Source organism: Sphingomonas kyeonggiensis (assembly GCF_030812785.1).
Lineage (GTDB): Bacteria > Pseudomonadota > Alphaproteobacteria > Sphingomonadales > Sphingomonadaceae > Sphingomonas > Sphingomonas kyeonggiensis_B.
This window is the reverse complement of record NZ_JAUSTJ010000002.1, coordinates 1,176,857-1,199,706: the sequence shown is the minus strand read 5'-3', so window position 1 is coordinate 1,199,706 and position 22,850 is coordinate 1,176,857. Positions and strand designations below refer to the sequence as shown.

24 protein-coding genes and 1 tRNA gene are annotated in these 22,850 nt (G+C 65.6%); 9 read left to right on the top strand and 16 right to left on the bottom strand.

From position 1 onward, the window contains the following. Window positions 1-331: 331 nt before the first annotated feature. Window positions 332-499: a hypothetical protein gene (locus J2W22_RS15300; protein WP_307119097.1), complete on the top strand. Its 168-nt coding sequence runs from the start codon at window positions 332-334 to the stop codon at window positions 497-499. Between the two features lie 11 nt (window positions 500-510). Here the strand turns inward: J2W22_RS15300 and J2W22_RS15295 are convergent, their stop codons facing one another. The 4 genes from J2W22_RS15295 to metG all read right to left on the bottom strand — a co-directional run bounded on the left by J2W22_RS15295 (window position 511) and on the right by metG (window position 4,340). Further along, complete coding sequence (locus J2W22_RS15295) at window positions 511-1,155, bottom strand: retropepsin-like aspartic protease family protein (protein ID WP_307119096.1); 645 nt, start codon at window positions 1,153-1,155, stop codon at window positions 511-513. Continuing rightward, on the bottom strand, window positions 1,152-1,919 hold the full coding sequence (locus J2W22_RS15290; RefSeq protein WP_307119594.1) for an MBL fold metallo-hydrolase: 768 nt from the start codon (window positions 1,917-1,919) through the stop codon (window positions 1,152-1,154). Before J2W22_RS15290 ends, J2W22_RS15295 begins: the two co-directional genes overlap by 4 nt. 127 nt (window positions 1,920-2,046) lie before the next feature. Then, complete coding sequence (locus tag J2W22_RS15285; RefSeq protein ID WP_307119095.1) at window positions 2,047-2,826, bottom strand: TatD family hydrolase; 780 nt, start codon at window positions 2,824-2,826, stop codon at window positions 2,047-2,049. Continuing rightward, window positions 2,823-4,340, bottom strand: coding sequence for a methionine--tRNA ligase (gene metG, locus J2W22_RS15280; protein WP_307119094.1), 1,518 nt, complete (start codon window positions 4,338-4,340; stop codon window positions 2,823-2,825). The genes J2W22_RS15285 and metG overlap by 4 nt, the downstream gene beginning before the upstream one ends. Window positions 4,341-4,520: 180 nt before the next feature. Between metG and J2W22_RS15275 the strand changes: the two genes are divergently transcribed. Together J2W22_RS15275 and J2W22_RS15270 are read left to right on the top strand one after the other, a co-directional pair. Continuing rightward, a complete protein-coding gene (locus J2W22_RS15275) occupies window positions 4,521-5,159 on the top strand; it encodes a hypothetical protein (RefSeq protein WP_307119093.1) in 639 nt (212 codons plus the stop codon). A 52-nt stretch (window positions 5,160-5,211) separates the two neighbouring features. Then, a complete protein-coding gene (locus J2W22_RS15270; protein ID WP_307119092.1) occupies window positions 5,212-5,664 on the top strand; it encodes a hypothetical protein in 453 nt (150 codons plus the stop codon). Window positions 5,665-5,911: 247 nt separating this feature from the next. Here the strand turns inward: J2W22_RS15270 and J2W22_RS15265 are convergent, their stop codons facing one another. The 5 genes from J2W22_RS15265 to J2W22_RS15245 form a co-directional block, all read right to left on the bottom strand. Next, window positions 5,912-6,232, bottom strand: a complete 321-nt coding sequence (locus J2W22_RS15265) for a hypothetical protein (protein WP_307119091.1) — start codon at window positions 6,230-6,232, stop codon at window positions 5,912-5,914. A 51-nt stretch (window positions 6,233-6,283) separates the two neighbouring features. After that, complete coding sequence (locus J2W22_RS15260; RefSeq protein ID WP_307119090.1) at window positions 6,284-7,261, bottom strand: AAA family ATPase; 978 nt, start codon at window positions 7,259-7,261, stop codon at window positions 6,284-6,286. A 170-nt stretch (window positions 7,262-7,431) separates the two neighbouring features. Next, window positions 7,432-8,601, bottom strand: coding sequence for a D-alanyl-D-alanine carboxypeptidase family protein (locus tag J2W22_RS15255; protein ID WP_307119089.1), 1,170 nt, complete (start codon window positions 8,599-8,601; stop codon window positions 7,432-7,434). 17 nt (window positions 8,602-8,618) lie between these two features. Further along, the gene (locus J2W22_RS15250) at window positions 8,619-9,776 is read right to left on the bottom strand and encodes an SPOR domain-containing protein (RefSeq protein ID WP_307119088.1); all 1,158 of its coding nucleotides are present in this window, start codon (window positions 9,774-9,776) and stop codon (window positions 8,619-8,621) included. Then, window positions 9,760-10,785, bottom strand: coding sequence for a lytic murein transglycosylase (locus J2W22_RS15245; RefSeq protein ID WP_307119087.1), 1,026 nt, complete (start codon window positions 10,783-10,785; stop codon window positions 9,760-9,762). The genes J2W22_RS15250 and J2W22_RS15245 overlap by 17 nt, the downstream gene beginning before the upstream one ends. A 128-nt stretch (window positions 10,786-10,913) precedes the next feature. Between J2W22_RS15245 and J2W22_RS15240 the strand changes: the two genes are divergently transcribed. The 3 genes from J2W22_RS15240 to J2W22_RS15230 all read left to right on the top strand — a co-directional run bounded on the left by J2W22_RS15240 (window position 10,914) and on the right by J2W22_RS15230 (window position 13,254). Continuing rightward, window positions 10,914-11,003 (top strand) — tRNA-Ser (locus J2W22_RS15240). A gap of 159 nt (window positions 11,004-11,162) precedes the next feature. Further along, entirely contained in the window at window positions 11,163-12,410 is a 1,248-nt protein-coding gene (locus J2W22_RS15235) for a tyrosine-type recombinase/integrase (RefSeq protein WP_307119086.1), read from the top strand. A 22-nt stretch (window positions 12,411-12,432) separates the two neighbouring features. Further along, window positions 12,433-13,254 carry a hypothetical protein gene (locus J2W22_RS15230; protein WP_307119085.1) on the top strand — a complete coding sequence of 274 codons (822 nt, stop codon included), beginning with the start codon at window positions 12,433-12,435 and terminating at the stop codon, window positions 13,252-13,254. Window positions 13,255-13,639: 385 nt separating this feature from the next. Here the strand turns inward: J2W22_RS15230 and J2W22_RS15225 are convergent, their stop codons facing one another. From J2W22_RS15225 to J2W22_RS15205, 5 genes are all read right to left on the bottom strand, one after another. Beyond that, window positions 13,640-14,047, bottom strand: coding sequence for a hypothetical protein (locus tag J2W22_RS15225; protein WP_307119084.1), 408 nt, complete (start codon window positions 14,045-14,047; stop codon window positions 13,640-13,642). A gap of 151 nt (window positions 14,048-14,198) precedes the next feature. Further along, on the bottom strand, window positions 14,199-14,639 hold the full coding sequence (locus tag J2W22_RS15220; RefSeq protein WP_307119083.1) for a hypothetical protein: 441 nt from the start codon (window positions 14,637-14,639) through the stop codon (window positions 14,199-14,201). 224 nt (window positions 14,640-14,863) lie between these two features. Continuing rightward, window positions 14,864-16,795, bottom strand: a complete 1,932-nt coding sequence (locus J2W22_RS15215) for a hybrid sensor histidine kinase/response regulator (RefSeq protein WP_307119082.1) — start codon at window positions 16,793-16,795, stop codon at window positions 14,864-14,866. A gap of 465 nt (window positions 16,796-17,260) precedes the next feature. Then, window positions 17,261-17,566 (bottom strand): hypothetical protein, encoded by a 306-nt coding sequence (locus J2W22_RS15210; RefSeq protein WP_307119081.1) that lies wholly within the window; start codon window positions 17,564-17,566, stop codon window positions 17,261-17,263. Between the two features lie 2 nt (window positions 17,567-17,568). Beyond that, window positions 17,569-18,006 (bottom strand): hypothetical protein, encoded by a 438-nt coding sequence (locus tag J2W22_RS15205; protein ID WP_307119080.1) that lies wholly within the window; start codon window positions 18,004-18,006, stop codon window positions 17,569-17,571. Window positions 18,007-18,125: 119 nt separating this feature from the next. On the opposite strand from J2W22_RS15205, the gene J2W22_RS15200 reads away from it, so the two are divergent. Genes J2W22_RS15200 through J2W22_RS15190 form a run of 3 tightly spaced genes read left to right on the top strand, consistent with a single transcriptional unit; the run spans window position 18,126 to window position 19,657 of the window. Beyond that, window positions 18,126-18,707 (top strand): SOS response-associated peptidase family protein, encoded by a 582-nt coding sequence (locus tag J2W22_RS15200; protein WP_307119079.1) that lies wholly within the window; start codon window positions 18,126-18,128, stop codon window positions 18,705-18,707. 54 nt (window positions 18,708-18,761) lie between these two features. After that, window positions 18,762-19,097: a hypothetical protein gene (locus tag J2W22_RS15195; RefSeq protein ID WP_307119078.1), complete on the top strand. Its 336-nt coding sequence runs from the start codon at window positions 18,762-18,764 to the stop codon at window positions 19,095-19,097. After that, window positions 19,094-19,657 (top strand): hypothetical protein, encoded by a 564-nt coding sequence (locus J2W22_RS15190; RefSeq protein ID WP_307119077.1) that lies wholly within the window; start codon window positions 19,094-19,096, stop codon window positions 19,655-19,657. Before J2W22_RS15195 ends, J2W22_RS15190 begins: the two co-directional genes overlap by 4 nt. A 26-nt stretch (window positions 19,658-19,683) precedes the next feature. Here J2W22_RS15190 and J2W22_RS15185 read toward each other — a convergent pair whose 3' ends face one another. Beyond that, complete coding sequence (locus J2W22_RS15185) at window positions 19,684-20,601, bottom strand: phage portal protein (RefSeq protein ID WP_307119076.1); 918 nt, start codon at window positions 20,599-20,601, stop codon at window positions 19,684-19,686. After that, window positions 20,510-22,654, bottom strand: coding sequence for a DUF1804 family protein (locus J2W22_RS15180; protein WP_444875419.1), 2,145 nt, complete (start codon window positions 22,652-22,654; stop codon window positions 20,510-20,512). Before J2W22_RS15180 ends, J2W22_RS15185 begins: the two co-directional genes overlap by 92 nt. Between the last annotated feature and the right edge of the window lie 196 nt (window positions 22,655-22,850).

Below are 22,850 nucleotides of genomic sequence, written 5' to 3'. Positions count from 1 at the left end.
TCTCTCAGGCTTCACCGATCCTACAATGTCAGACTCGTCTTCGTCCCTGGCATACGCCGCCGACCCGGGAGCGGGACAAATCGCGCAAGCGCGCCTGGGCGAATCTCACTTTTGTAGAAACGCCGCACTTGAAGCGCGCGCTTACAAAGCCTTAGATCGATAATATACATTATGTAAAATATAGCTCGGCAGAGTACCCGACCCGGTATGGGCACTATCCCCAGAATTTTGACCCACAATGCACACGGTCCATCCCTGACTACGCGGTTTTACGGAGTGCCGCGATCCGGCCGACCGCTTACCTCTGCAATAAATGATTACGGAAACTGCCATGACCGAGAGCAAATATTACGCGCAGCGTGCCGATGAAGCACGTGGTGCCGCAATGCGGGCCAAGGGCATGGCGAGCTTCCGCGCCCATATGGGAATGGCGCATGAATATGAGCGCCGGGCGCGCGGCTTCGAACCGCGCCATGCTGACAACGTTGTACTCGACTAAATCCGAGCCCTTCAGTCCTGTTCGGTCGAGCGCGGGATCATCACCCTCGCCTCGGCTCCCTTGCGCGGTTCCAGGATCAGCGTGCGGTCCTCGACCCGCCAGGATTTGAGCCGCGACAGGAAGTTCATTCCCAGCACATCGAGGTCGCCGAAGCTCTCGCCGACCACCAGCGGCAGGTCCTGCGTCGATAGCGGCCCGATCGCGACGTCGTCTGCTCGTGCCTCCTGTGCCTGGACGGTGCCGTTAGCGGTCTCGATCAGCACCGGCGGCGCCAGCACCGGCTTGACGCCGGCCGCCTCGGCGGTGTCGCGCGAGATCGCGGTGACCGTCGCGCCGCTGTCGACCAGCATGCGCCGCTCGACGCCGTTGATCCGCACGCGCGCCCAGAAATGCCCATCCGGGCTCATCTTGATCCGTACCGTATCGCCCTGGACGACCTGCTGCTCGTAACCGAGCTTCTCCGAAGCCCGCGCCAGCAGCCCGCCCAGTTCCTGGCGGTGGTACATCACGATGACCATCGTCACGCCGACGATCCCCCAGAGCAGCAATGTCTGGGCGAGGCCGCGCAAGGTGACGCGCTGGGCGGACAAGGCCCGGAACGCGAGCATCAGCGCGCCAAGCAACAGCAGCAGCTGAATGATGCGATCATCGCTCACAGCGTGACCTCCATGCCATCATAGCCCGGCTCGACTCCGGCGGGCAGCGTGGCGACGAGGGTCGCATAGTCCATCGAATTGTCCATATGCGCGAGCAGCGCGCGCCGCGGCGCGAGGTCCCTCGCCCAGCCGAGCACCGCATCGAGATGCGCGTGGGTCGGATGCGGCGAGCGGCGCAGGCAATCGACCACCCAGAGATCCAGATCCTGATATAAGTTACGCATATCCTGCGTCATCTCATTGAAATCTATAGCATAAGCTATGGATTTTCGGTTACTTTCGAAGCGCAGCCCCGCGGAGGTAATCCCCCCGTGCGGCTGATCGACGACACGGATATGGATATCGCCGATCGCAATTGCATCGGGCAGCGGCTCGATCGCCACCGTCGGGCGATAGAGCTTGCTGCCCTTGAAGACATAGCCGAAGCGCCGGTCGAGCTGCTCGAGGGTGAAGGGCCGGGCCAGTCCGCGCACCGGCTCCCCTGCCCGCGCATGCATCACCTGCCGGAGATCGTCGATGCCGTGGCAGTGATCGGCATGGTCGTGCGTCCAGATCACCGCATCGACATCGCTGATGCCGGCCGCCAGCGCCTGCTCGCGGAAATCCGGGCTGGTGTCGATCAGGATGCGCGTCGTCTCGGTCCAGACTAGCGCCGAGGCGCGCGTCCGGCGGTTCCTGGGCTCGGCGGGATCGCAGGCGCCCCAGTCATTCCCGATCCGCGGCACGCCGGACGACGTCCCGGAGCCGAGGAGGCGAAAGTTCAGCACCGCTTACTCCCCTTCCGCTTGCGGGAAGGGCTGGGAGCGGGTTTGTTCGGCCGTGCGGTCGGGAAAGGAGCATCCCCTCCCCTGACCCCTCCCGCAAGCGGAAGGGGAACGGACCGCGGCGCCCTCATCCCAGCGTCTTCGAGAAGAGCCTGTGGAAGTTCGCCCGGGTCGCCTCGGCCAGCGCCTCGGGATCCTCTCCACGCAACTGGGCGAGGAAGCGGCAGGTATCCGCGACAAAGGCCGGCTCTCCGGTCTTGCCCCGGTGCGGCACCGGCGCGAGGAAGGGCGCGTCGGTCTCGATCAACAGGCGGTCAAGCGGCAGTTGCGCCGCGGTGTCCTGCAGGTCCTTGGCGTTCTTGAACGTCACGATGCCCGAGATCGAGATGTAGAAGCCCAGCCCCAGCGCGATCTCCGAGAATTCCCGGCTCGCGGTGAAGCAGTGGATCACGCCGGGGAAGGCCCCCTTCCCCATCTCGTCACGCAATATCTCGGCGGTGTCCGCCTCGGCATCGCGGGTATGGACGATCAGCGGCAGCTGGGTCTCGCGGCAGGCGGCGATGTGCGCGCGGAAGCTCGCCCGCTGGCGGTCGCGGTCGCTATGGTCGTAATAATAGTCGAGCCCGGTCTCGCCGATGCCGACGACGCGTGGATGCCGCGCCTTCTCGACCAGCTTGGCCGCGTCGACATCGGGATGCTCGTCCGCCTCGTGCGGATGGATGCCGACCGAGGCCCAGACGTCCGCCTCGCGCTCGGCGACGGCGATCACCTCGTCCCACTCACGCTCGCGCGTCGAGATGTTGAGCATGGCCACGACGCCGGCCTCGCGGGCGCGCGCCAGCACCTCAGGCTGCTGCTCGCCCAGGCCCTTGTAGATCAGGTGGCAGTGACTGTCGGCGAGGTTCACGGTTCTTGCCTAAGCTCCAGGCGAGGGAAGATGGGGGTCGGCGGCGCGATCCGGAAGTCCGCGTCGCCCTGCGGCCCGAGCTGGTCGAGCAGTTTCTGCGCCGAGCCCGGCACCACCGGCGCGATCGTGACGGCAAGACGCCGGATCGCGCGCAGTAGCGTGTTCAGCACCGCATGCATCCGCTCGGGATCGGTCTTGCGCAGCCCCCAGGGCGCCTGGGCATCGATATAGGCGTTGCAGGCGAACACCCCGGCCATCCACAGCTCGACGCCCTGGCTGAGCGCCAGATCCTCGAACGCGCGGATGAAGCCACCACAGGCATTCTCGACCTCCGCGATCAGCACGCCGTCTGCCTCTTCGACGCGCCCGGTCTCGACCTTGCCTTCGCAATTCTTGGCGATGAACGAGAGCGTGCGCTGGGCGAGATTGCCGAAGCTGTTCGAAAGGTCGGCGTTCGCACGGGTGACGATCGCTTCGTCGCTGAAGCTCCCGTCTTGTCCGAAACTCACATCGCGCAGCAGGAAATAGCGCAACGCATCGACGCCGTAATAGTCCGCCAGTGCCAGCGGATCGACAACCGGCGGGCGCTCCATCTGCGCAAGCTCGGACTTCGATATCTTGCGGTCGCGATAGAGCATGAACCCGTGGCCGAAGACCTGCTTCGGCAGCGCGATCTTCGCCGACATCAGGAAGGCCGGCCAATAGACGGCGTGGAAGCGGACGATGTCCTTGCCGATCAGGTGGATATCCGCCGGCCAATAGCGCGCCAGCCGCTCCTGGTCGTCCGGATAGCCGGCACCGGTCAGGTAGTTGGTCAGCGCGTCGACCCAGACATACATCACATGCCCGGGCGAACCCGGCACCGGCACGCCCCAATCGAAGCTGGTGCGCGAGACCGACAGGTCGGCGAGCCCGCCTTCCACGAAGCGGAGGATCTCGTTGCGGCGCGATTCCGGGCGAATGAAGTCCGGGTTGGCGGCGTAGAAATCGAGCAGCGGCTTCTCGTATTTGGACAGCTTGAAGAACCAGGTCTCCTCGGCGGTCCACTCGACCGGGGTACCCTGGGGGGAGAGCTTCTCGCCCCCTTCCCCTTCGACCAGCTCCTTCTCTTCGTAGAACGCCTCGTCGCGCACCGAATACCAGCCCTCGTAGCGATCGAGGTACAGGTCGCCGGCATCGGCCATCGCCTGCCAGATCGCCTGGCTGGCCTTGTAGTGATCGGCTTCGGAAGTGCGGATGAAACGATCGCACGAAATATCGAGTTTCTCGGCCATCTCGCTGAAATAGGATGACATCTCGTCCGCGAGTTCGCGTGCGGTCATGTCGCGGTCGCGCGCCGTCTTGACCATCTTGAGGCCATGCTCGTCGGTGCCGGTCTGGAAGAAGACGTCACGGCCCTGCTGGCGCTGGAAACGGGCGATCGCGTCGGCGGCGATCATCTCATAGGCATGCCCGATATGCGGGCGGCCATTGGGATAGTGGATCGCGGTGGTGATGTAGAAGGGGTCGGCCATCCCGGCCCTTTAGGCGATCAGTTTCGTCGCGTCACCCCGGCTCACACCCTTCCCTCGTCATCCCCGCGAAGGCGGGGATCCAGAGCCAAGAGCGGCCCGGCGGAGAAATCCCGGATCCCCGCCTTCGCGGGGGTGACGGAATAGGATATGGAATACACGAACCTAGGGGGAGGCACCAAGATGCGGATCTGGGCACTCGCGGCATTGCTTATCGCCACGCCGGCGGCAGCGCAGACGGCCTCACCAATCAGCGACGAGTCCCTCAAGTCCTGGCTCGAAAAGGGCGAGGAAGTCGAAAGCCGCACCGATGGAGACCTGAACGGGGACGGCCAGGCCGACACCGTGCTGATCGGCCGCGGCGACGAGAGCCGCACGGTCAAGGCGATGCTGCTCGCCAGGGGCGAGTTCGATGTCGACCTGGTCACCATCGGCACGCTCAAGCTCGACAGCTATCCGCTCGGCGCGGCCGAGGTGAGCGTCGCCAAGGGCGTGCTGAAGATCACCGACCTGGTCGGCGGCACCACCGCGGTGAACACCGTCTATCGCTACCGGCTGGTCCCCGGCCCCAAGCCGCGCATGCGGCTGATCGGGCTCGACGCGACGCTCTACAGCCGCACCTATGCGCATGACGGGCTGGAGATCAGCTGGAACCTGCTGACCGGCGACTACATCACCCGCGAGATGAAGCTCAACAAGAGCGGCAAGGGCGATGCCGCCTATGACCGGATCATCGAGAAGAAGAGCAAGAAGCCGAGCTTGCCGTTATACATGGAGGATACGCCCGATCCGGACGAGCTGCTGGGCTGGGGTGGCGGATAGGCTTCCGGCCGCCATCTGCCGAGCCGCACCGGATAGCGAGAAAGGAAAACCGGTGAAGAGCCTTGTCGCGACGTCCCTGATCGCCCTTTTCTCGGTCTCCGCCAGTTCGACGGCGGTTGGGCGGGGCACCTGCATGGCCGGCATGGGACAGGCGCTGGCAGCGGGGCATTTCAGCGGCCCGATCATCTGCGCGCCCCAGGACGCAACGTTCACGCTGGTGGGGAAGACGGCCAGGGACGGGTACGCGATCTACGACTATCGATACCGCTACCGCCCTCCCCAGGCAGCCGTGGACCATGGCGGGCAGAGGATACTCGTCTTTCGCGGCGGGGAATATCTTGGCCAATATGCCGCATCGCCGCCGCACCCTGTCTCGCTTTCCGTCCACGGATCGGTGCTGCGCATTGCCGAGAAGCCCGGCGACGGCAATCTCCCCCTGGATTTCTCGCACGGACCGCCGCGGAAGGCGCTGATCAGCGGGATGGAGGCCGAGTTCTTCCGTTGATAGCGAAATAGAGCTCACCCCTTCCGTTCCCCGCCTTTGGGAACCAAGTTGGAGAGCAAAGCGGAGGCGGTATAACCTCGTCCGTCCCCCGGCCCTGTGCCGGGGTCCACCGGGAGGCTGGCGATGGAACAGAGGCTCCAGGACATCCCCTGCGGCACTGTGGTCCCCGGCACAAGGCCGGGGCGACGAAGAAGTAGGACGGGCAGTGTGCCACATTTCCCCTCTCTTTGGAGAGGAAGACGCACGATCACCCGAACAGCTTCTCCGTCGGCACCGGGGAATCGCCGATCGCCACGCCAGTCTTGCGCTCGTGGACCTTGCGCACCGCCTCGGCGATCTCCTTGTCGATCGCTTCCTTCTCCTTGGGCGGGAGCTTCTTGTAGTCCTCCTCGGAGAGGTCGTGCTTCTTGAGCACCGCGTCGCGGGCGCGCTGCTCGGGCGTTTCGCTCGCAGCCTTCTTGAAGGCCTCCAGGATCGCGTCGAAGTTCAGGTCGCTGGAGCCGTTGGTCGCAGCAGCCTGCGAGGTCGAGTTGGCGCCAATGCCGGTGATGCCGGTGATCGCGGTCATGAGATATCCCCTGTTTCGGGGCCGGAATAACCGCGGATGGCTAAGGCAGCGTTAAGCGCGTCCCAGCCGGGCAAGGATGCCGCTCATCTCGAATACCGTCGCCGAGGCGTCGAGCGACAGGCCGGTCGCCGCCCCGCCCAGTTCGCGGGCGGCGGCATAGGCGTCGAGCGCGGTGCGCAGGGCATCGCCCGACATCATCCTTGCCCGCTCGGCGATGAAGCTCGGGGCGCGCTCCAGGAACGCCTCGTAGCGCGGCTGCGCGGCCTTGGCGCCGAGCAGCTTGGCGAGGCGGGCACGGATCTGGTTGGAAGGGTCGCCGGTTTCGGCCAGGGCGACCATCTCCGCCTCGATCGCGGCGATATCGAGCCCGGCAAAGCCCAGCGCCCGGCCCGGTGAGCCCTCGCCCGCCTTCACTAGCGCGGCGATCTCGCTGCCGCTTGCATCGGGCAGCTGCGCATGGAGTATCTCGGCCACGTCGCCGTCGTTCAGCGCCTCGAAGCGGAGCAGCCGGCAGCGCGAGCGGATTGTCGGCAGCAGCCGGCCGGGTGCGTGGCTCACCAGCAGGAAGATCGTTCCCGCCGGCGGCTCCTCGAGGTTCTTGAGCAGCGCATTGGCGCCGCCGCGCTCTAGATCGTCGATCGCGTCGATCACGATCACGCGGCGCGGCGAGAAGCTCGGCTTGGTGGCGAACAACGCCTGGAGCGAGCGGACCTGCGCGATGGTGATCGAGCGGGCCAACGCCTCGTCGGGCTTGTCCGGATCCTTGGGCAGGCGCACGAGCTCGCGATAATCCGGGTGCGCGCCGGCATCAACGAGATGGACGGTCTGGCTTTCGGCGGGCACGTCCCAGCCGGGGGCGAGATGATCGCGCCCCGCCGCCTCGGACAGCATCCGCAGCGCCGCTTGGCGGGCAAAACTCCCCTTCCCCACCCCTTCGGGCCCGGCGATCAGCCAGGCATGGTGCAGGTTGCCGTTCCGCATAGCGGCGGCGAGTGCCTCACGGGCGGGTTCGTTGCCGATCAGGGGCATGGCTTCTCTTATTCCCCTCCCTGCAAGGGAGGGGCAAGGGGTGGGTTAGAAAAGGTCGGGCTCGACGCCCGGCCTTTTCTTTTCTTCGGGCCGTCTCGCCGGGCGCCCCCGGAAGGCCGGGGGCGCAACACACCCCCAACCCCTCCCTTTCAGGGAGGGGAGTTTCAGCATCAATAGCCGAACAACGACCAGAAGCCGCGCCAGGCCCGGCCGAAGAAGCCCGCCTCGGCGACGTCCTGCTCCGCCACCAGCGGCACGGTCTGCGAGGGCAGGCCCGGCGAGTCGATGACGAGGTCGGCGATATGGTCGCCCGCCTTGAAGCCGGCCGGGACCGGGCCGTTATAGACGATGCGGCCCTGCATCTCGGGCGCGGTGCCGGCGGGGACGGTGGCGTTGAGGTCGTTCGGCGCGATCACGCCGACGCTGCCCGTGGTGCCACCCTGCACCTGCACCTCGCCGACCTTGCGGCCCTTCTTGACGATCGGCCGGGCCTGCCAGGCGCGGAAGCCCCAGTTCATGAACTTCACCGATTCCTCGGCGCGGCCGCCATAGGTGTCGAGCCCGGCGACGACCATGACGAGACGGCGGCCATTCTGCTCGGCCGAGCCGGTGAAGCCATAGCCGGCCTCGTCGGTATGGCCGGTCTTCAGGCCGTCGGCGCCCTGCACCTTGCCGAGCAGCGGGTCGCGATTGGCTTGGCTGATCGCGGCACCGGCGCCCAGCGTCTTGCCCCAGGTGAAGCTCGGCAGCGCGTAGAAGTCCTTGTAGAGCTTCGGATGATCCTTGATCGTCGCCTTGGCGAGATGCGCCAGGTCGCGCGCGGTCACATAGGTGCGGCCCTCGTCCGGCCAGCCGTTCGACGTGCCGAAATGGCTGTTGGTCAGGCCGAGCTTCTTGCCCGCCTCGTTCATCCGCTGGACGAACGCTTCCTCGGTGCCCGAAATGCCCTCCGCGAGGACGACGCAGGCGTCGTTGCCGGACAGGGTGACGATGCCCTTGAGCAGGTCGGAGACGGTCGGCTTCTCGCCCACCGCCAGGAACATGGTCGAGCCCTGGCTGTGCCACTTCTTCCAGGTCTCGGGCTGCACCTCGATCTGCTTGTCGAGGCTCAGTTCGCCCCGCTTGATCAGGTCGAAGGCGACATAGACGGTCATCATCTTCGCCATCGACGCCGGCGGGATGCGGCGATCTGCATCCTTGGCATAGAGCACCGCGCCGGAGGACAGGTCCTCCATGTAGGCGATCGGCGCCGGCGTGTCGAAAGGCGGCGGGCCGGCGGCATTCGTCGACTGGGCGGCGGCGAGCGCCAGGAACGATGCGGCAAGCAAAAACTTCTTCATGGGGTCCGTCCGGCCTTTCAGTTGGCTTGGACGCGTGCATCTCCATAGCCCGCGCCCGCGGCGCGCCGTCGTGCCGCTTCGGCCTCGCCCGCCGTGGCGAAGGGACCGAGCTGGACGCGATAGAGCCCGCCACCCGGCTTTACGAACCCACCAAGGCTTTGGGCAAGCGCTTGTGCGCGCCCGGCGTTAGAAAGTGCGGCGACCTGCACGAGAAACTTGCCCTGCGCGGCGGGGCGCGGGGCTGGCGGGGAGGTCCGGACGGGGGCCGGGCGCGGCGCAGCGGTACGCGGCGGGCTATAGGCGGGCGGAGTCACCCGCGGTGGCGCGGCAGCATAGCTGGGCTGGTTCGGCAGGCGCTTGCGCAGCGCGGTGAGCAGCACTTGCGGCGCGTCGGCGCGGTCGCCGGCCGGGCGTCCGGCCTGGAGCGCGGCCTTGTCCATGGAAGGCGGGTTGACGCTGCGAATGCGCACCGCGATCGAATCGCCCTGCGCGCCGAGCAGGCGGGCGGCGCCGGCCGAGAGGTCGATCGGGTGATCGGCGCCGGGGTCCGAGCCGGTGACCAGCACGAGGATCGTCCTGCCGGTGTCGAGCGAGGTGACTTCGACATAGGAGTTGGCCGGCAGCGAGCGGTGCACCGCCACCACTGCCTTGTCCGCCGCGTCGCTGACCGGGCGGATGCCGGCATAACCGATCTCGTCATAGCGCGGCGTCTCGCCCGGGCCGGGCTGCGACGAACCGCTCGGCCCGGTCACGCCGGCGGTGGGGTCGCTATAGTCCTGGGGCAGCGAAGGAGCCGGCTGCGGCTGATGCCGGACCGGCGCGGGCGCCCTTCCCTTCTTCTGCGGGGCAGGCGTGCTGCCCGGTACCGCATAGGAGGCTCCCGGCGCGCCCGACTGCTGCGCGGGCGCGGGATCTGCCCATTGCGGCTGCGGCTCGGGCTGGGGTTCGGGCGGCGGCGCGACCGGCTCGGGAGCCGGCTGATAGTTCGGCTGCACCCGTGCGGGGCGCGAGCGGATCGTGCCGTCGGCGGCGCGCCAGGTCTCGGCGGATTGATCCTGCCCGCCATAGGCTTGCGCGCCCACAGAGCCCTGTTGCAGGGCGTGGGCATAGCTCGGGGCTCCGCCGCCAAGCGCGGCGAGGAGCGAGAGCGCGAAAATGCTAGCGTTCGACCTCATCGGCGAGCAGGCCTACCGACAAAGCGTAAAAATTCGAGCAATTATAGTCGAGGATCACGCGATAATTGCCGGTGAGCAGATAGCCGGTCTTCCCCGGGCCGTCAGGCTCGAGCAAAGTCGCCTGGACATTGTCGCCCGGCCAGGCGCGGGTTTGCGGCACGATCCCCAGCGCGCGCCACTCCGCCATCGTCTTCCAGCGGCTGTGCCGGTCGAACACGCGCGGGCAGCGCGGCGCGACGGTCCTGTTGACGATCGCGCTGCGGTCGAGACTGGCCGGCACGGTTACCGCGAAGCCCCAGGGCTGGCCCTTGCGCCAGCCGGCATTGACGAAATAATTGGCGATCGAGGTGAGCGTGTCCGCCTCGCTCGTCCAGATATCGGCCATGCCGTCGCCATCCCCGTCGCGGGCGAGGCGCAGATAGACCGAGGGCAGGAATTGCGGCCCGCCAAACGCGCCGGCCCAGCTGCCGACCAGCTTCTCGCGCGGCACGCCACGGTCGATCATCTTGAGCGTCGCGATGAACTCGCTGGCGAACAGGTCGCGGCGGCGCCCCTCATAGGCCAGGCTGGCGAGCGCGCGCGGCAGGTCGAACCCGCCCATCACCTTGCCGTAATTGGTCTCGTGGCCCCAGATCGCCACCATGATCGATTCCGGCACCCCGGTCTCGGCCTCGATCCGCTGCAGCCGCGGGCGCTGGCGCTGATAGGCCGCCCTGCCCTGCCCGATCCGCGCCGCGTCGACATGCTTGACCCGATAGGGCTCAAAATTGGAGATCGGGGCGTTGGGCGCGGTCTCGGGCTGCTGCCGGTCGAGCTGCACTACCCGGGCATTGTAGGTCAGCGTCGGGATCACGCTGTCGATCGTCCGCCGGCTCACGCCCTGCGCCGCAGCCTGGCGCGAAAGCTCGCCCAGATAGGTCTGGAACCCGCTCTCGTCCTGCGCGATCGCAGGGGCACCCATCGGCGCCGCCGCAATCACGGCCACGCCGAGCGCCAACAGGCTACGCATCACTCTACTCGATCCCCGCATGCGCTTTTTGTGCCACAGGGAGACGGGATGCAGAACCCCCCGGCGTCCGCTTTCGTCAACAAATTGTAGCGGACCGTCGACAATCCGGATAGCGAGTGCCGCGACGCGGAGAGGTGGCCGAGTGGTTTAAGGCAGCGGTCTTGAAAACCGCCGTGCGTGGAAGCGCACCGTGGGTTCGAATCCCACCCTCTCCGCCAAGGGATTGTCGCATAGTGATGCATCGTGTTGCGTAAGTGGCTGGCCAAGGAGACAAATTACTCTAAGCCCGGTCGCGAAATGTCGCAACGAGTCGCATACGAGCGCAGCCGAACTGGGGGTATTTCGGGGGCACGCACCTCTTTCCAAGGGGGCACCGCGTGCTAACCGACGCGAAATGCCGCGCGGCCGCGAAGACGGGCAAGGCCTACAAGCTCGCCGATTCACGCGGGATGTACCTGTTCGTCACCCCGACGGGCTTCCGCTCGTTTCGCTGGAAGTATCGCTTTCGCGGGAAGGAGCGCACGCTCGTCCTTGGCCCATACCCGGACCTGTCGCTCGCGAGGGCGCGCGACAAGCGGGACGATGCTCACAGGATCCTTCGGGAGGGTGGCGATCCGTCGCTGGAGAAGAAGCGTGGTGGGCCGATCGGCACGCCCACACTGCAGGAGCTCGCCACCGAGTGGCACGAGCTGCAGAAGATTCGGTGGGTCGAAAAGCATGCGGCCGATGTGCTGAGCAGCCTCGATACGCATGTCTTCCCCAAGCTGGGCAACATGCTCGTCTCCGAGATCAAGCCGCCGGACGTACTGGCGGTGCTGCGCAAGATCGAGAAGCGCCCCGCGGTGGAGACGGCGCACCGGGTTTGTCAGCGCCTGGACGCGATCTTCGCCTACGGGATTGCCTCGGCCAGGTGCGAGAACAATCCCGCTGCAGCCGTCCAGGGTGCACTGACGCCGATTCGGCGCGGCCGTCAGCCGGCTCTGCGCAAGATCGAGGACGCCCGCGAACTCCTGAGGCAGAGCGAAGCACAACCTGGTCAACCCCTGGTGAAGATAGCATCGCGCCTGCTCGCACTGACTGCGGCGCGACCAGGTGTGATTCGGTGGGCACAGGCCGGCGAATTGGAGGCCCTCGACGGGCCCGAGCCGATCTGGCGTGTGCCGGCCGAAAAAATGAAGCTCGCGCGGGATCGGAAGGAAGACCCCTCGTTCGAGTTCGTCATGCCGCTTTCGTCGCAGGCGGTCGAACTGTTCAAGATGGCGATCGCGCTTACGAAGCCCGGGCCGTACCTTTTCCCGAGCACCCGCAATGCGCACCGGCCGATGAGCGATGGTACGATCGGCGCGATGTACAATCGATTGCCGGCGTTCAGGGGCCGGCATGTGCCGCATGGCTGGCGGGCCACCTTCTCGACCGAGCTCAACGAGCTGGCCGAACGCGAGGAACGGCCTGGCGATCGCGCTGTGATCGACCTGATGCTGGCACACATCCCCAAGGGGGTGGAGGCCGCATACAACCGCGCCGCCTTCATGGCTCGTCGACGAGAGTTGGCGCAGCTGTGGGCCGATATGGTCTTGGAGGGGCTTCCTCCGGCCGTGTCGCTGTTGGAGGGCCCGAGGCGCTAACATTTGCCGGGGGTGCACGCGCATGAGCGAGCAGCCCCCGTTCAGCACCGCGCGCCCTATCGGCGCGTTCGCAGCCGGCGTCGCCGGCCGGGTCCAGGACCGGCAGACACGCGCCCGCCTTCAGCGGGGCGACAGCCCTCGATCGGGCCAGCCGGTCTGGCGCAACAGCTATTATGTAGGCCAGATCGAGGACTGCATCTGGAAGCCGATCAACGGCGGTACCGCGCGCGGCGGCAAGCGCTGGACGGCGGCGCTGCTGAAGGCAGCGAAGAGCTTTGAGCTGAAGACCCGCGCCGCGCGCCGTGAAGTTGAACCAGGCGCGCGCAACGGAGCCCTCGGCCCGATCGGCATCGAGGTCCTGGCCTTCATGTACGAGACGGTTGATTACGCCACAGGCCGCCTCGAGCCGGCGCTGCGGACGATCGCCGACGCCATCGGCCATTCCTACAAAGCCGTGCACCAGGCGATCGAGCGCCTTCGCAAGCATGGGTTCCTATCCTGGATCCGCCGCAGTGAGCCCGTGGAAGACCCCGAGCCCGGCGGACAGATCGTTCGCCAGGTCAGCAACGCCTACGCCCTGCTCTGCCCGGAGGGCATGCGCGGGTGGCTGGGCCGCCTGATCGGTAAGGCTCCGATGCCCGAGTGCGAGGAGGACCGCCGCAAGCGCGAGAAGGCGGAGTACGAGGCCATGCTCGCGCGCCTCACGAACGAGGAAAAGATCGCCGCCACCTGGACCGGCAGCACCCTTCTTGGCGAAACGCTGAGGAGCTTGGCGGCCGCTGTCGACCGCCGTGAGAGGCAGAGGGGCGAATCTTCCACGGGCGATGAGACCGGGGGGCTATGATATAGCCCAGTGAGGAATCGGGTCGCTTGGGCGACCCGATGCTCCTGTAAGCTGGTCCCCCACCCCGAAATGTCGAGCACTCTACCACCCGACAGCCAAGAATTGGCCGTCGGGCCCGGGCGGCTGCGCCGCCCGATGGGTATGCGAGGGGGGACGAGCATGAACCGTGCCACTCCCCTCGTTCCGCAGAGTCTGCGGCGCCGCCGGTCGGGAGCTGCGTTGGGGAAGAGGTGTCCGAAACCGCGGGAGGGTCCGCAGCGCATTCCGGGGAATTCACGAAAGCGGCCTGTCGGCTATCGCCCCAATTGCAGACGTTCCGGGTTGCGGCCGACGCCTCTAAAAGCCGACGGGCGGTTCCTGCCGCGAAACCAGAGACGGCGACTGTTTACTGGTTCGTCGGATAAACGGGCTCACCCTCCCGGTGCCATTCAAACAGGTACTCGTAGGGCTCGATATCGCCTGCGACGCGAAACTCCTTGGTCAGCGACCAGCCCAGCGATTGAAATTGTGCTGCAACGCTGGCGGAATGAGCCGTTCCGAGTGCGAACGCTGGTTCAAGCCTAACCTCGCTGCCGACGGGAACATCCGTCTTCTTCAACCCCGGCAGTAGGTAGGCTTCATTCTCAAGTGGGCGCGGATCGCGCCGCAGCAGCCACTCCTTGAACGCAACTGCTGAAAGGGTGGTCCCATCCTCGCGCGTCACGGAGGCGGTAAGTCGCTTGCCAACCGGGAGGCCGGTCGATGCTTCGACTGCGATCACCAGCCCACGCTCAATTTCGAAAGTTTCAAGCACTCGCATGCCGTTCAAGCTGACACACCGAATGACGGCTTCCAACTAGAAATGCGGCTAAGCCGTCAGGCAGCTATCCACCCATTGTCGGGCGCTCAGCCGGGCAGCCGCCGGTCCAGGAGCGGACAGGCAGCCAACGCCCCAGAAGCGGACGTTAAGCGCGATAATAGCGAAGCCCATTAGCTGCCAAAAACCCCTTGGCATCAAAGCTGCTCCAAACCTCGCCCCATGGTAACGAGCCAGCGCGTATTCCCATCTCGTTAGTCAGCGTGCGGTGAACGAACGCGACCTCTGCATCGATCGCGTCTCTTGTCGGCCAACCACCATCCGTTTCGGCATCTGGCAGCCGTACGCTCCAAGATGCTTGTTCGAGCAAATTATCATGAAAGCACAACGAGAGGTGCGCTGGTTGACCACCGAACGTCAGTCCGCGCAGGTGGAGCCAATCAAAGCCGTTACCGTGATCTCGCGAGCTGTCTGCCAGTGTCGCAACCTGTGGCTCAACGGCGGCCCTTTGCTCGCCTGACTTGAGCACTACAGTGTCGCCAATACGGATATTGCCGGTCTGCCGGTCTATTGAAAACGAGGGGGCCATAGACACAGCATCCACAATCTCGGCGTGGTGACAACGGCTGCTTTTTCAATATCGTGGCTCGCAAGCCGCCTCGCCGCTTCCCACCCACCTCTTGCCGTTCAAGTGTGGACCAGCGTTTCCCAAAAGCGGACATAGCTGCTTTTCGTCACAAGCTGGCCTTTTCCCGACTAACGGCTTCGCGCAGCAGATTCCGTTATAGCTTCCGCGCTCGAGGCGCCGCAGCACTATTTCTCGATGATCTCCCGAATGCGGTCCGCAAGCATTTCCATCTGGAATGGCTTGGTCATGACGAACATTCCATTTTCGAGGCGGCCGCGGCTGAGGATCGCATTCTCGGCATAGCCGGTGATGAAGAGCACCTTCAGGTCGGACCGGTTGACCCGTGCTGCATCGGCTACCTGTCTGCCGTTCATTCCTTCGGGAAGGCCGACATCGGTGATGAGCAGGTCGATTCGTGCGTTCGACTCCAGGACCTTGAGGCCCGCGGGGCCGTCCGGCGCCTCGATCACGGCATAGCCGAGCTCGGAGAGGACTTCCGCGATCAGCATTCGGATCGTGGGTTCATCGTCGATGACGAGCACAACTTCCCCTTCCCCGGTCGGGGCGAGGGCGGCCGAATGGGTCGCCTCTTTCTCGACCGACGGATCCTCGTCGTGACGCGGCAGATAGATGCACATGGTCGTGCCCTGTCCGAGCTCGGAATAGATCCGCACCTGACCGCCGGACTGGCGCGCAAAGCCATAGACCATGGAGAGCCCGAGGCCGGTCCCCTCGCCGAGCGGCTTGGTAGTGAAGAAGGGATCGAACGCCTTGGCGATCACCTCCGGCGCCATGCCGGTGCCTGTATCAGTCACGCAGATCGAGACATATTGCCCGGGCGGCAGGTCGTGCCTTCGCCCGGCGCGCTCGTCGATCCATTTGTTGGAAGATTCGATCGTCAGCTTGCCGCCGTCCGGCATCGCATCGCGGCCGTTGATGCAAAGGTTGAGGATCGCGTTTTCGAGCTGGTTGGTGTCAACCAACGTGGTCCACAAGCCGCTGGCGCCGACGACCTCTACCGAAATGCCCGGGCCCATGGTGCGCCGGACGAGCTCCTCGATGTCGGTGAGCAGCCGGTTCACATTGGCCGGCTTCGGATCCAGGGTCTGGCGCCGCGAAAACGCCAGAAGGCGGTGCGTGAGGGCGGACGCGCGCCGGACCGCGCCCTGGGCTGCCATGAAGTACCGGTCGAACTCGGCGGTGCGTCCCTGCGCCATCCGCATCTGCATCATCTCGAGACTGCCACTGATGCCGGTCAGCAGATTGTTGAAGTCGTGCGCGATCCCTCCGGTGAGCTGACCCACCGCTTCCATCTTCTGCGACTGGCGAAGCTGTTCTTCGATCGCGCGTTTCTCGGTAAGATCGCGCGTGACCTTGGCGAAGCCCATAAGCTCGCCATCATCGTTGCGAATCGGGTCGATGATCACGCTCGCCCAGAAGCGCGTCCCATCCTTGCGGACGCGCCATCCTTCGGCTTCGAAGTGTCCCTCCCGGCGAGCAGTCTCCAGCGCGATGCGCGGGATCTCGGCCTGGCGATCCTCCTCGGTATAGAAGCGCGAGAAGTGCTCGCCCATGATCTCGTCGGCGGCATAGCCCTTGAAGCGCTCCGCACCGGCGTTCCAGCTGCTGACCCGGCCCTCGGGGTCGAGCATGTAGATCGCATAGTCCGTGACGCTCTGGACGAGCAGGCGGAACCGCTCCTCGCTCGCGCGAAGCTCCATTTCCGCCGCCCGGCGCTCCGTAAGGTCGCGCGTGATCTTGGCGAAGCCGATCAGGCTCCCGGAAGGGTCCCGGATGGGATCGATAACGACATTCGCCCAGAACCGGCTGCCATCCTTGCGGACCCGCCAGCCATGCGCCTCGAAGCGGCCCTCGCGTTCGGCAGTCTCCAGGGCGATCCGAGGTATCCCCAGCTCCCTTTCCTCGGGTGTGTAGAACCGAGAGAAGTGCTGGCCGATGATCTCCTCCGCCTCATACCCCTTGTATTGGCGGGCACCGGCATTCCAGCTGGTCACGCGCCCCTCAAGGTCGAGCATGTAGATCGCATAGTCCGTGACACTTTGGACCAGCAGCTCGAACTTGCTGCTGGGAGTGGATGCGCGCTCGGATTCAGTCATTGCCCTTTGGTACTCTCACCGTAGCGACGACAAACGAGCGCGATCACGGACTGTTCCTATATCACACGCCTTGCTATTTGCGAGCGGCGGTGCAGCGGTCGCCTCTCGGCCCGGCGCACTCGCGCATAATGACGGGCAGTGGGCGGTAGCGGACATTAGAACGACGAGGCGCAGGAACGTCCGTTTTCGCGGCATTCGGCCCAAAAGCTGCGATTCCGCTTTCCACCCATATTCGGCCGTTCAGCGGTCCCGACGATAGCGGTCGTCAATGGGTTCACGAACGCGAGCTCGACCAGGCAGATGCGTCGAGATGCAACGTGGCGCAACGCGCTTCAATGCAGTTTCTCGCCGTAAATAGACCTCCGCGACGGCGTCGACTGCAACGATTTCGATATCAAAAGACCGCAGGCGAGGCGCGGGGGCTAGCGCGGCTCGTCACGTTGAGCGGCGACACCCTGCCCCTTTTTAGCCGCGGAGGCCCCTGACCAGGCGCTTCCACCCCTCCTCGTTGGCTGGGAAGCGGCCGCGCGCTGTGTTAGGCGCCGCGGCGGTGGCCCGGATGCGGACCGCCGGCGGCATCCCACCGCACCCCAGGCAGTATAGGTGCTGACGAAGCGCAGAGATCGAGGTCGACCACATGTGGCACATGTACCACCGGTCCATCTTCGCCGCGTCGACGACGCCCTTGTGGCCGCATCGGCATTCGATCTCGACGTTCCAGCCACGCCGCACGATGTCGCCCAGGGACAGGATCTTGATGTTCGCGCCCATGCTCAGGGCCAGCTGGGCTGAAGCGCGTAGGGCTTGATCTCGAAGCGCGGGTAACTCGGCAGCACCATCTCCTTGCCGGCCGAGAGGACGAAATACGGATCGAGGGTCTTGGCCAGCAGGATCGCCGCCGCCTGGCGGGCGTCGGTCTCGTGCTGGGAGATCCGCGACAACCACAGCTTGCCGATCGCGCCCGGAAAGGCGCGGATCGCGGGAACGAATATCGCGACGAGCTCATCGAGCGACAGAACTCTTCTCGGCTCGGCAGGGTCGATGATCTCAACCCTGCGCAGCACCTCCGCGACCTTCATCGCAGGGATATGCTCCGGGCAAGCGGTCGGGTCGTGACTCGGTTTGAAAATCGCGCGTCGATAGCCGACGCCCCAATTGCGCAGCTCGTGATAGATTACGAAGACCAGTTCGTCGCGATCGACCTTCCGCATATGCCCTCCGACTTCAAAAGCCGGAGTGTTCGCATTTTGTTCCCGTCGGCAGCAAGGCCTCGACTCATTGCCGCGCCCGCGCCAAGCTGTGGATTATGTGCAACGATTACCGCGACCACGTGCTGCTGGACGATCTCCGCGCGAAGTTTTCGGAGCTCCGCATCCCCGTCCATTTTCCCGAGGGGGCGCCGAACCGCGAGCCTCGCGATGACATCAGGATCACCGACACCGGCACCATCGTCAGGGCATCGGCCGAGGGCGACCAAGGCGTCGAACTGGTCGCGAGGCGGTGGAGCTGGCCGGGCCCGGGCAGCGCCAAGCCGGTCTACAACTTCCGCTCGGAGGGTCGAGAGTTCCCGGTCGGCCGCTGCCTCATCATCGCGGACGGGTTCTACGAGTTCACCACGCCCGCACCCGCCGACGATGCGCCGAAGAAGAGGCTAAAGGACAAGTGGCTCTTCACGATGCGCGGGGAGCCATTCTTCGCCATCGCCGGCTATTGCCGCACGGACACGCCCGTCGGGGAGGCGTTCACGATGCTGACCACCGAGCCCGGCCCGGACGTGTCGCCCTATCATAGCCGCCAGATCGTGCCGCTGGCCTTCAAGGATTGGATGGCCTGGCTCAATCCCGCCGTCCCCGCCAGCGAGCTCCTTCGCCCGTCGCCGGCAGGAACCCTCGAGGTTGTCCAGGTCCGCTGACTCGCATTTGTTCTAATTTTGTTCTATATCGGCTCGACTCGGTCGGAGCTGGCAATGCACTACATTCGGAACGAAATTAGCGAGCAAGAACGGGAGCTTCGCAACCGTATCACGCACGCGGTAGTCGACACCGTCATCGAGACTTGCGGCGGCGAGAACGCGGACAAGGCGATCCTCGATATCGCGCTCGTCATCGATGGCGTCGCCACTGCGATCGGCTGGATGGCATCCAACGTTCCCGAGTATCGGACTCCGCGCGGATCTCGTCAGATCGGCGAAGACGTACGCGACGTGGTCAAGGGCATCCTGCGGAGCGTCGCCAGCTCTCACGACGAGGGTGCTGCGACGCGCTTCGCCTGGCCGGTGGATTCGGTGGGAGGGCGCGCATGATGCTCGACCTGGAAGGCGGAAGCATGAACCCGGCGCCGGCATGGGCATTGTCGGTCGCCGAGCTGGAGAGCATCGGCCTGAGCCAGCAACAGGCAAAGCGCATTGCCGGCATCTCGCCCAGCTTCGCGCTGGACGGCCAATGGGTCATATTGGTCGACGAGGAACCCTATGAGGCCGGGAGCGCCCGCGTCGTGCTGATCGATGGTGCCGAGGCGACCTGCAGCTCCGGTGCCAAGGGCACCGTCACCAGGCTTCCGAAAAAGGCGATGGTCCGGTTTCCCGCCGCCGACGACGAGCACGACGAGGAATGCCTCGTGATCACGATCGCCGATGCCGGCGATTTCACGATGGGCAATGCCTATCGCGGCCGAGATTTGCCTCCGGGCGATCCAGGCGAGCTTTGGCGGGCGCTCGACGATGCGGACGACGACGATCCCCGCCACGACGAGCTGCCCGCAGCGGACAACATCTGGCTCTATCGGATCGAGACGGTCGAGGATCGCCTCGCCCGCAAGAAGGAGCATGTCCTCGCCTCGATCGAGGACCAGGGCGAGTGGTAGGCGCGTCGCTCGCGGGCTGAAGGCGACTATGCGGCCGCGGCCGCCGGCGCTGCCTGCCTCTCATACCGCCGGAAGCGCACCGCCTCGAGGCCAAGCCAAGCGTTGACCTCCAGGAACCGCAGCTGCAGCGGTTCGATCTCGGCGAAATGGAAGGCGTCGGCCGCCTCGCTCGGCTTGCCGAATCCGCCGTTCACCTCGGGCACCACGCCGATCAGCACCGGCGGCACGCGGTGCGCAGTCAGGATATCGCCGCGCGTCGCGTTCTTGATGCCCATGAACTCGTCTTTGGCCGTGGCCTCGCCGACCGGGATCACCTGGACGCCCTTCTCCTTGCCACCGGGCAGGTGGAGGAAGAAGTTCCGGAAGTTGCCGGGCCCTTTGGCCTCGTCCATTGCGGCCTCGATGGCATCGCCGTCTTCGTCGCTGAGGGTCTCCTCACTGACGTAGAGGATGTAACCCATGTGGCTGCCGTTCTGATAATATTTGCGCCGGAACACGGTCGCGTCGGCATTGAGCAGGCCTGACTGCATGGCGCTGGTCCATTCGGGAAGGCCATAAATCTCCTGCGTAAGTTCCGCCTCGTAGAGGTGAAACACCGCGCCGGCTGCGAACGGCGTCTCAAGCTTGTAGCCCGGCACCCACCAAAAGGCGCCCTCTTCTACGCCGCGACGCGTATGGATCGCCGGCGAATTGACCAGGACCAGCGGCGTGCCCAGCATGCTGTCGCGCCGCTCGAGATAGCAATTGCCCATCTGCAGCAGGTTGAGCGCCAGCTCGCCGAAGTTGCGCCGATCGAGTAGCGGCGCCAGGCCGCTTCCCTTCCGCTTAATGCCGTCGTCGTCGATGTAGTCCTCAACCGGATTTCCGAAGCGGTCCAGCGGCACGAAGTGGCGCAGCAGCTGGTTGCGCTTGAAGATGATGGCGCTGCGGTGGTGCGGCGACATGTCGTAGCAGCGCGCCAGCCCCCTCATCGGCACCGGTGGCTCGTACCAGCGCCCGTTCTGCCAGCACTCGGCGTACCCCAGGAACTCCCGGCGATCGAGCACCGGCTCCGGATCGCCGAAGCGGAAGATCCGCGCCTTGCCGGCGCCGCCACCCGTCTGCGTCGCGGCGATCGCGGTGCTGCTGCTCGCGCCCGCGACCACCGCGGGCACCTGGTTCTTCTCTGCCATTTCCGGAGATCCTTACTCGGGATTTGCGCTTGCCCAGGTTGGCCGGGTCGAGCGGTTCGTTGTGGAGGACGTGCATGATCGCCCAGGCGAGGTCCGCATGGCCGGTGTCGCCGGCGCGGCTCGCCTTGTAGGTCACCTGGCGCTGGCTGGGCGTCAGCTCGGCGCGGATCGCCATGAAGCTGTTGGCGATGTCCTGGGCGCCGCTGTCGAACTCGATGCGGCCCGCCATGAAGACGTTCTTCGCCTTGAGCACCATCTCGGTCTTGACCGCGACGTTGTAGTCGATCCGCTTCGCGAGCGGGAAGCGCGCCTTCACCAGCTTCCACACGCTGGCGCCGGCGCCGGTGCTGTCGATGCCGATATAACCGACATTGTAGCGATCGAGCTGTTCGATGATCTTCGCCGCCTGCTCCTGGAAGTCGCGGCCCTTGAGGCGGAACTTCTCCAGGACCCGGAACTTGCCGCCGGCCACCAACGGCGGCGCCACGATCACCAGCGCCGCGTCGTCGCCGGCAGCGCTCTCCGCGGGGTCGTACCCGATCCACACCTCACGATCGCCATAGGGGCGCAGCGCATATGGATCGAAATCCTTCTTCCAGGTCTCCCAGCTGTCGACCATCGCCCGGCGCATCAACGCGAATGGGAACATGCTGTCACTGTCGTCGACGAACTTGCACATGAACAGGTTGTCGAAGACGTCCGGCGCATAGCGGCGCTTCAGCCGGTCGACGTCGAACAGGTCGCAGCCGCCGGCCTCCGCGTCGACGATCGTCACCCGCTGGCGCCACACCCCGTCGGCGCCGAGCACGCCCTTGCGCAGCTCCTCGTCGCTGAACTTGAAGTCCGCCCTCTCGCTCTTCGGCCGATCCTCGTTGTAGCGCTCGCCCGACCAGGCACGATACGCCTCGTGCGCGATCGTCGACGGCGTCGAGAAATAGGTGATCCGGTAGCGCGCCTGGCTCGCCATGCCCGATGCGACGTCGTCGATCTGCTCGAACCCGTAGATCCAGAAGCACTCGTCGACATAGACGTCGCCGTGATAGCTCTGCGCGGTCCGGTAATTGGTACCCAGGAAGTAGAGCTTCGGCGATTCACCCAGCGGCCCCTTCACTTCGTCCAGGTCCATCACGATCGGATCGCCGGTCAGCTTCACGCCGGTGACCGAAAGGACGAAGTCGACGATGTACTGGCGGAAATTGTTCGCCTGGGCGCGGCTCGCCGAGATGAAGATCTGGTTGTTGCCGGTCTCGAGCAGCCGGATGAATGCTTCGCGGGCGAAATAGAAGGTCGCGCCGATCTGCCGGCTTTTCAGGATGAACCGCGTGGTCGACGCGAGCAGCTCGCCCTTCGTCCGCGGGCCGCGCCAGGCCAGCTGATATTCGAACAAGTCGTTCTCGAAAGCGTCGATCACCGCGGCGATCTGCTCGGCCGTCAGGTGATTCTTGCGTTGCCGCTTCTTCGGCCCGGCGTTGCGCGCCTCGATATTGGGATTGAGGTCGCCCTCATGCCCGCCCGGCGCCTCATAGCGGCGCACCCGGGCGAAACGCTCCGCCTGGCGGCCGAGCAGGTCGATCTCCTTATAGTCCGATCCGTTCTTGTGCTCCTTCAGCACCTTCGCGCAGTAGACCGCCTCGGTAACGCCCTCCATGCGCTCGAGCGGCGACGCCTTGTCCCAATCCGCGCCGGCCTTGGCGTCCCGCGCCTTCCAGCTGCGTACCGTCGCCGCGCTGACGTCCAGCACCTCGGCCACCTGCTCCAGCGTGTGGCAGGCCCAATAGAGGTGCTTTGCCCGCCGGCGGGCATCGAAGGGGATCGTCCCGGTCATCGGGGCCGACGCTAGCCGGGCGCGCCGCCGCGCCACCGGTGCCGCTGTTGTAACCGGGGCGCTTACAACAGCCCCTCGTTGCGAAAATTCCCCTCCCCGCGCCTCTTCCCGCGAAGGATCGGTGCCCCCTTAGCCGGTCCAATCCTGGCGACCGGATCGGCTGACCTCTCCTCTCCGAAGATCCGGTCGCCACCCC

Excerpts from the sequence above, each read along its gene's own strand:
- J2W22_RS15300 (WP_307119097.1), top strand. The coding sequence starts at position 332 with ATGACCGAGAGCAAATATTACGCGCAGCGTGCCGATGAAGCACGTGGT.
- metG (WP_307119094.1), bottom strand. The coding sequence starts at position 4,340 with ATGGCCGACCCCTTCTACATCACCACCGCGATCCACTATCCCAATGGC.
- J2W22_RS15275 (WP_307119093.1), top strand. The coding sequence starts at position 4,521 with ATGCGGATCTGGGCACTCGCGGCATTGCTTATCGCCACGCCGGCGGCA.
- J2W22_RS15265 (WP_307119091.1), bottom strand. The coding sequence starts at position 6,232 with ATGACCGCGATCACCGGCATCACCGGCATTGGCGCCAACTCGACCTCG.
- J2W22_RS15260 (WP_307119090.1), bottom strand. The coding sequence starts at position 7,261 with ATGCCCCTGATCGGCAACGAACCCGCCCGTGAGGCACTCGCCGCCGCT.
- J2W22_RS15255 (WP_307119089.1), bottom strand. The coding sequence starts at position 8,601 with ATGAAGAAGTTTTTGCTTGCCGCATCGTTCCTGGCGCTCGCCGCCGCC.
- J2W22_RS15250 (WP_307119088.1), bottom strand. The coding sequence starts at position 9,776 with ATGAGGTCGAACGCTAGCATTTTCGCGCTCTCGCTCCTCGCCGCGCTT.
- J2W22_RS15245 (WP_307119087.1), bottom strand. The coding sequence starts at position 10,785 with ATGCGTAGCCTGTTGGCGCTCGGCGTGGCCGTGATTGCGGCGGCGCCG.
- J2W22_RS15230 (WP_307119085.1), top strand. The coding sequence starts at position 12,433 with ATGAGCGAGCAGCCCCCGTTCAGCACCGCGCGCCCTATCGGCGCGTTC.
- J2W22_RS15220 (WP_307119083.1), bottom strand. The coding sequence starts at position 14,639 with ATGGCCCCCTCGTTTTCAATAGACCGGCAGACCGGCAATATCCGTATT.
- J2W22_RS15215 (WP_307119082.1), bottom strand. The coding sequence starts at position 16,795 with ATGACTGAATCCGAGCGCGCATCCACTCCCAGCAGCAAGTTCGAGCTG.
- J2W22_RS15210 (WP_307119081.1), bottom strand. The coding sequence starts at position 17,566 with ATGGGCGCGAACATCAAGATCCTGTCCCTGGGCGACATCGTGCGGCGT.
- J2W22_RS15205 (WP_307119080.1), bottom strand. The coding sequence starts at position 18,006 with ATGCGGAAGGTCGATCGCGACGAACTGGTCTTCGTAATCTATCACGAG.
- J2W22_RS15195 (WP_307119078.1), top strand. The coding sequence starts at position 18,762 with ATGCACTACATTCGGAACGAAATTAGCGAGCAAGAACGGGAGCTTCGC.
- J2W22_RS15190 (WP_307119077.1), top strand. The coding sequence starts at position 19,094 with ATGATGCTCGACCTGGAAGGCGGAAGCATGAACCCGGCGCCGGCATGG.
- J2W22_RS15185 (WP_307119076.1), bottom strand. The coding sequence starts at position 20,601 with ATGTCGCCGCACCACCGCAGCGCCATCATCTTCAAGCGCAACCAGCTG.
- J2W22_RS15180 (WP_444875419.1), bottom strand. The coding sequence starts at position 22,654 with ATGACCGGGACGATCCCCTTCGATGCCCGCCGGCGGGCAAAGCACCTC.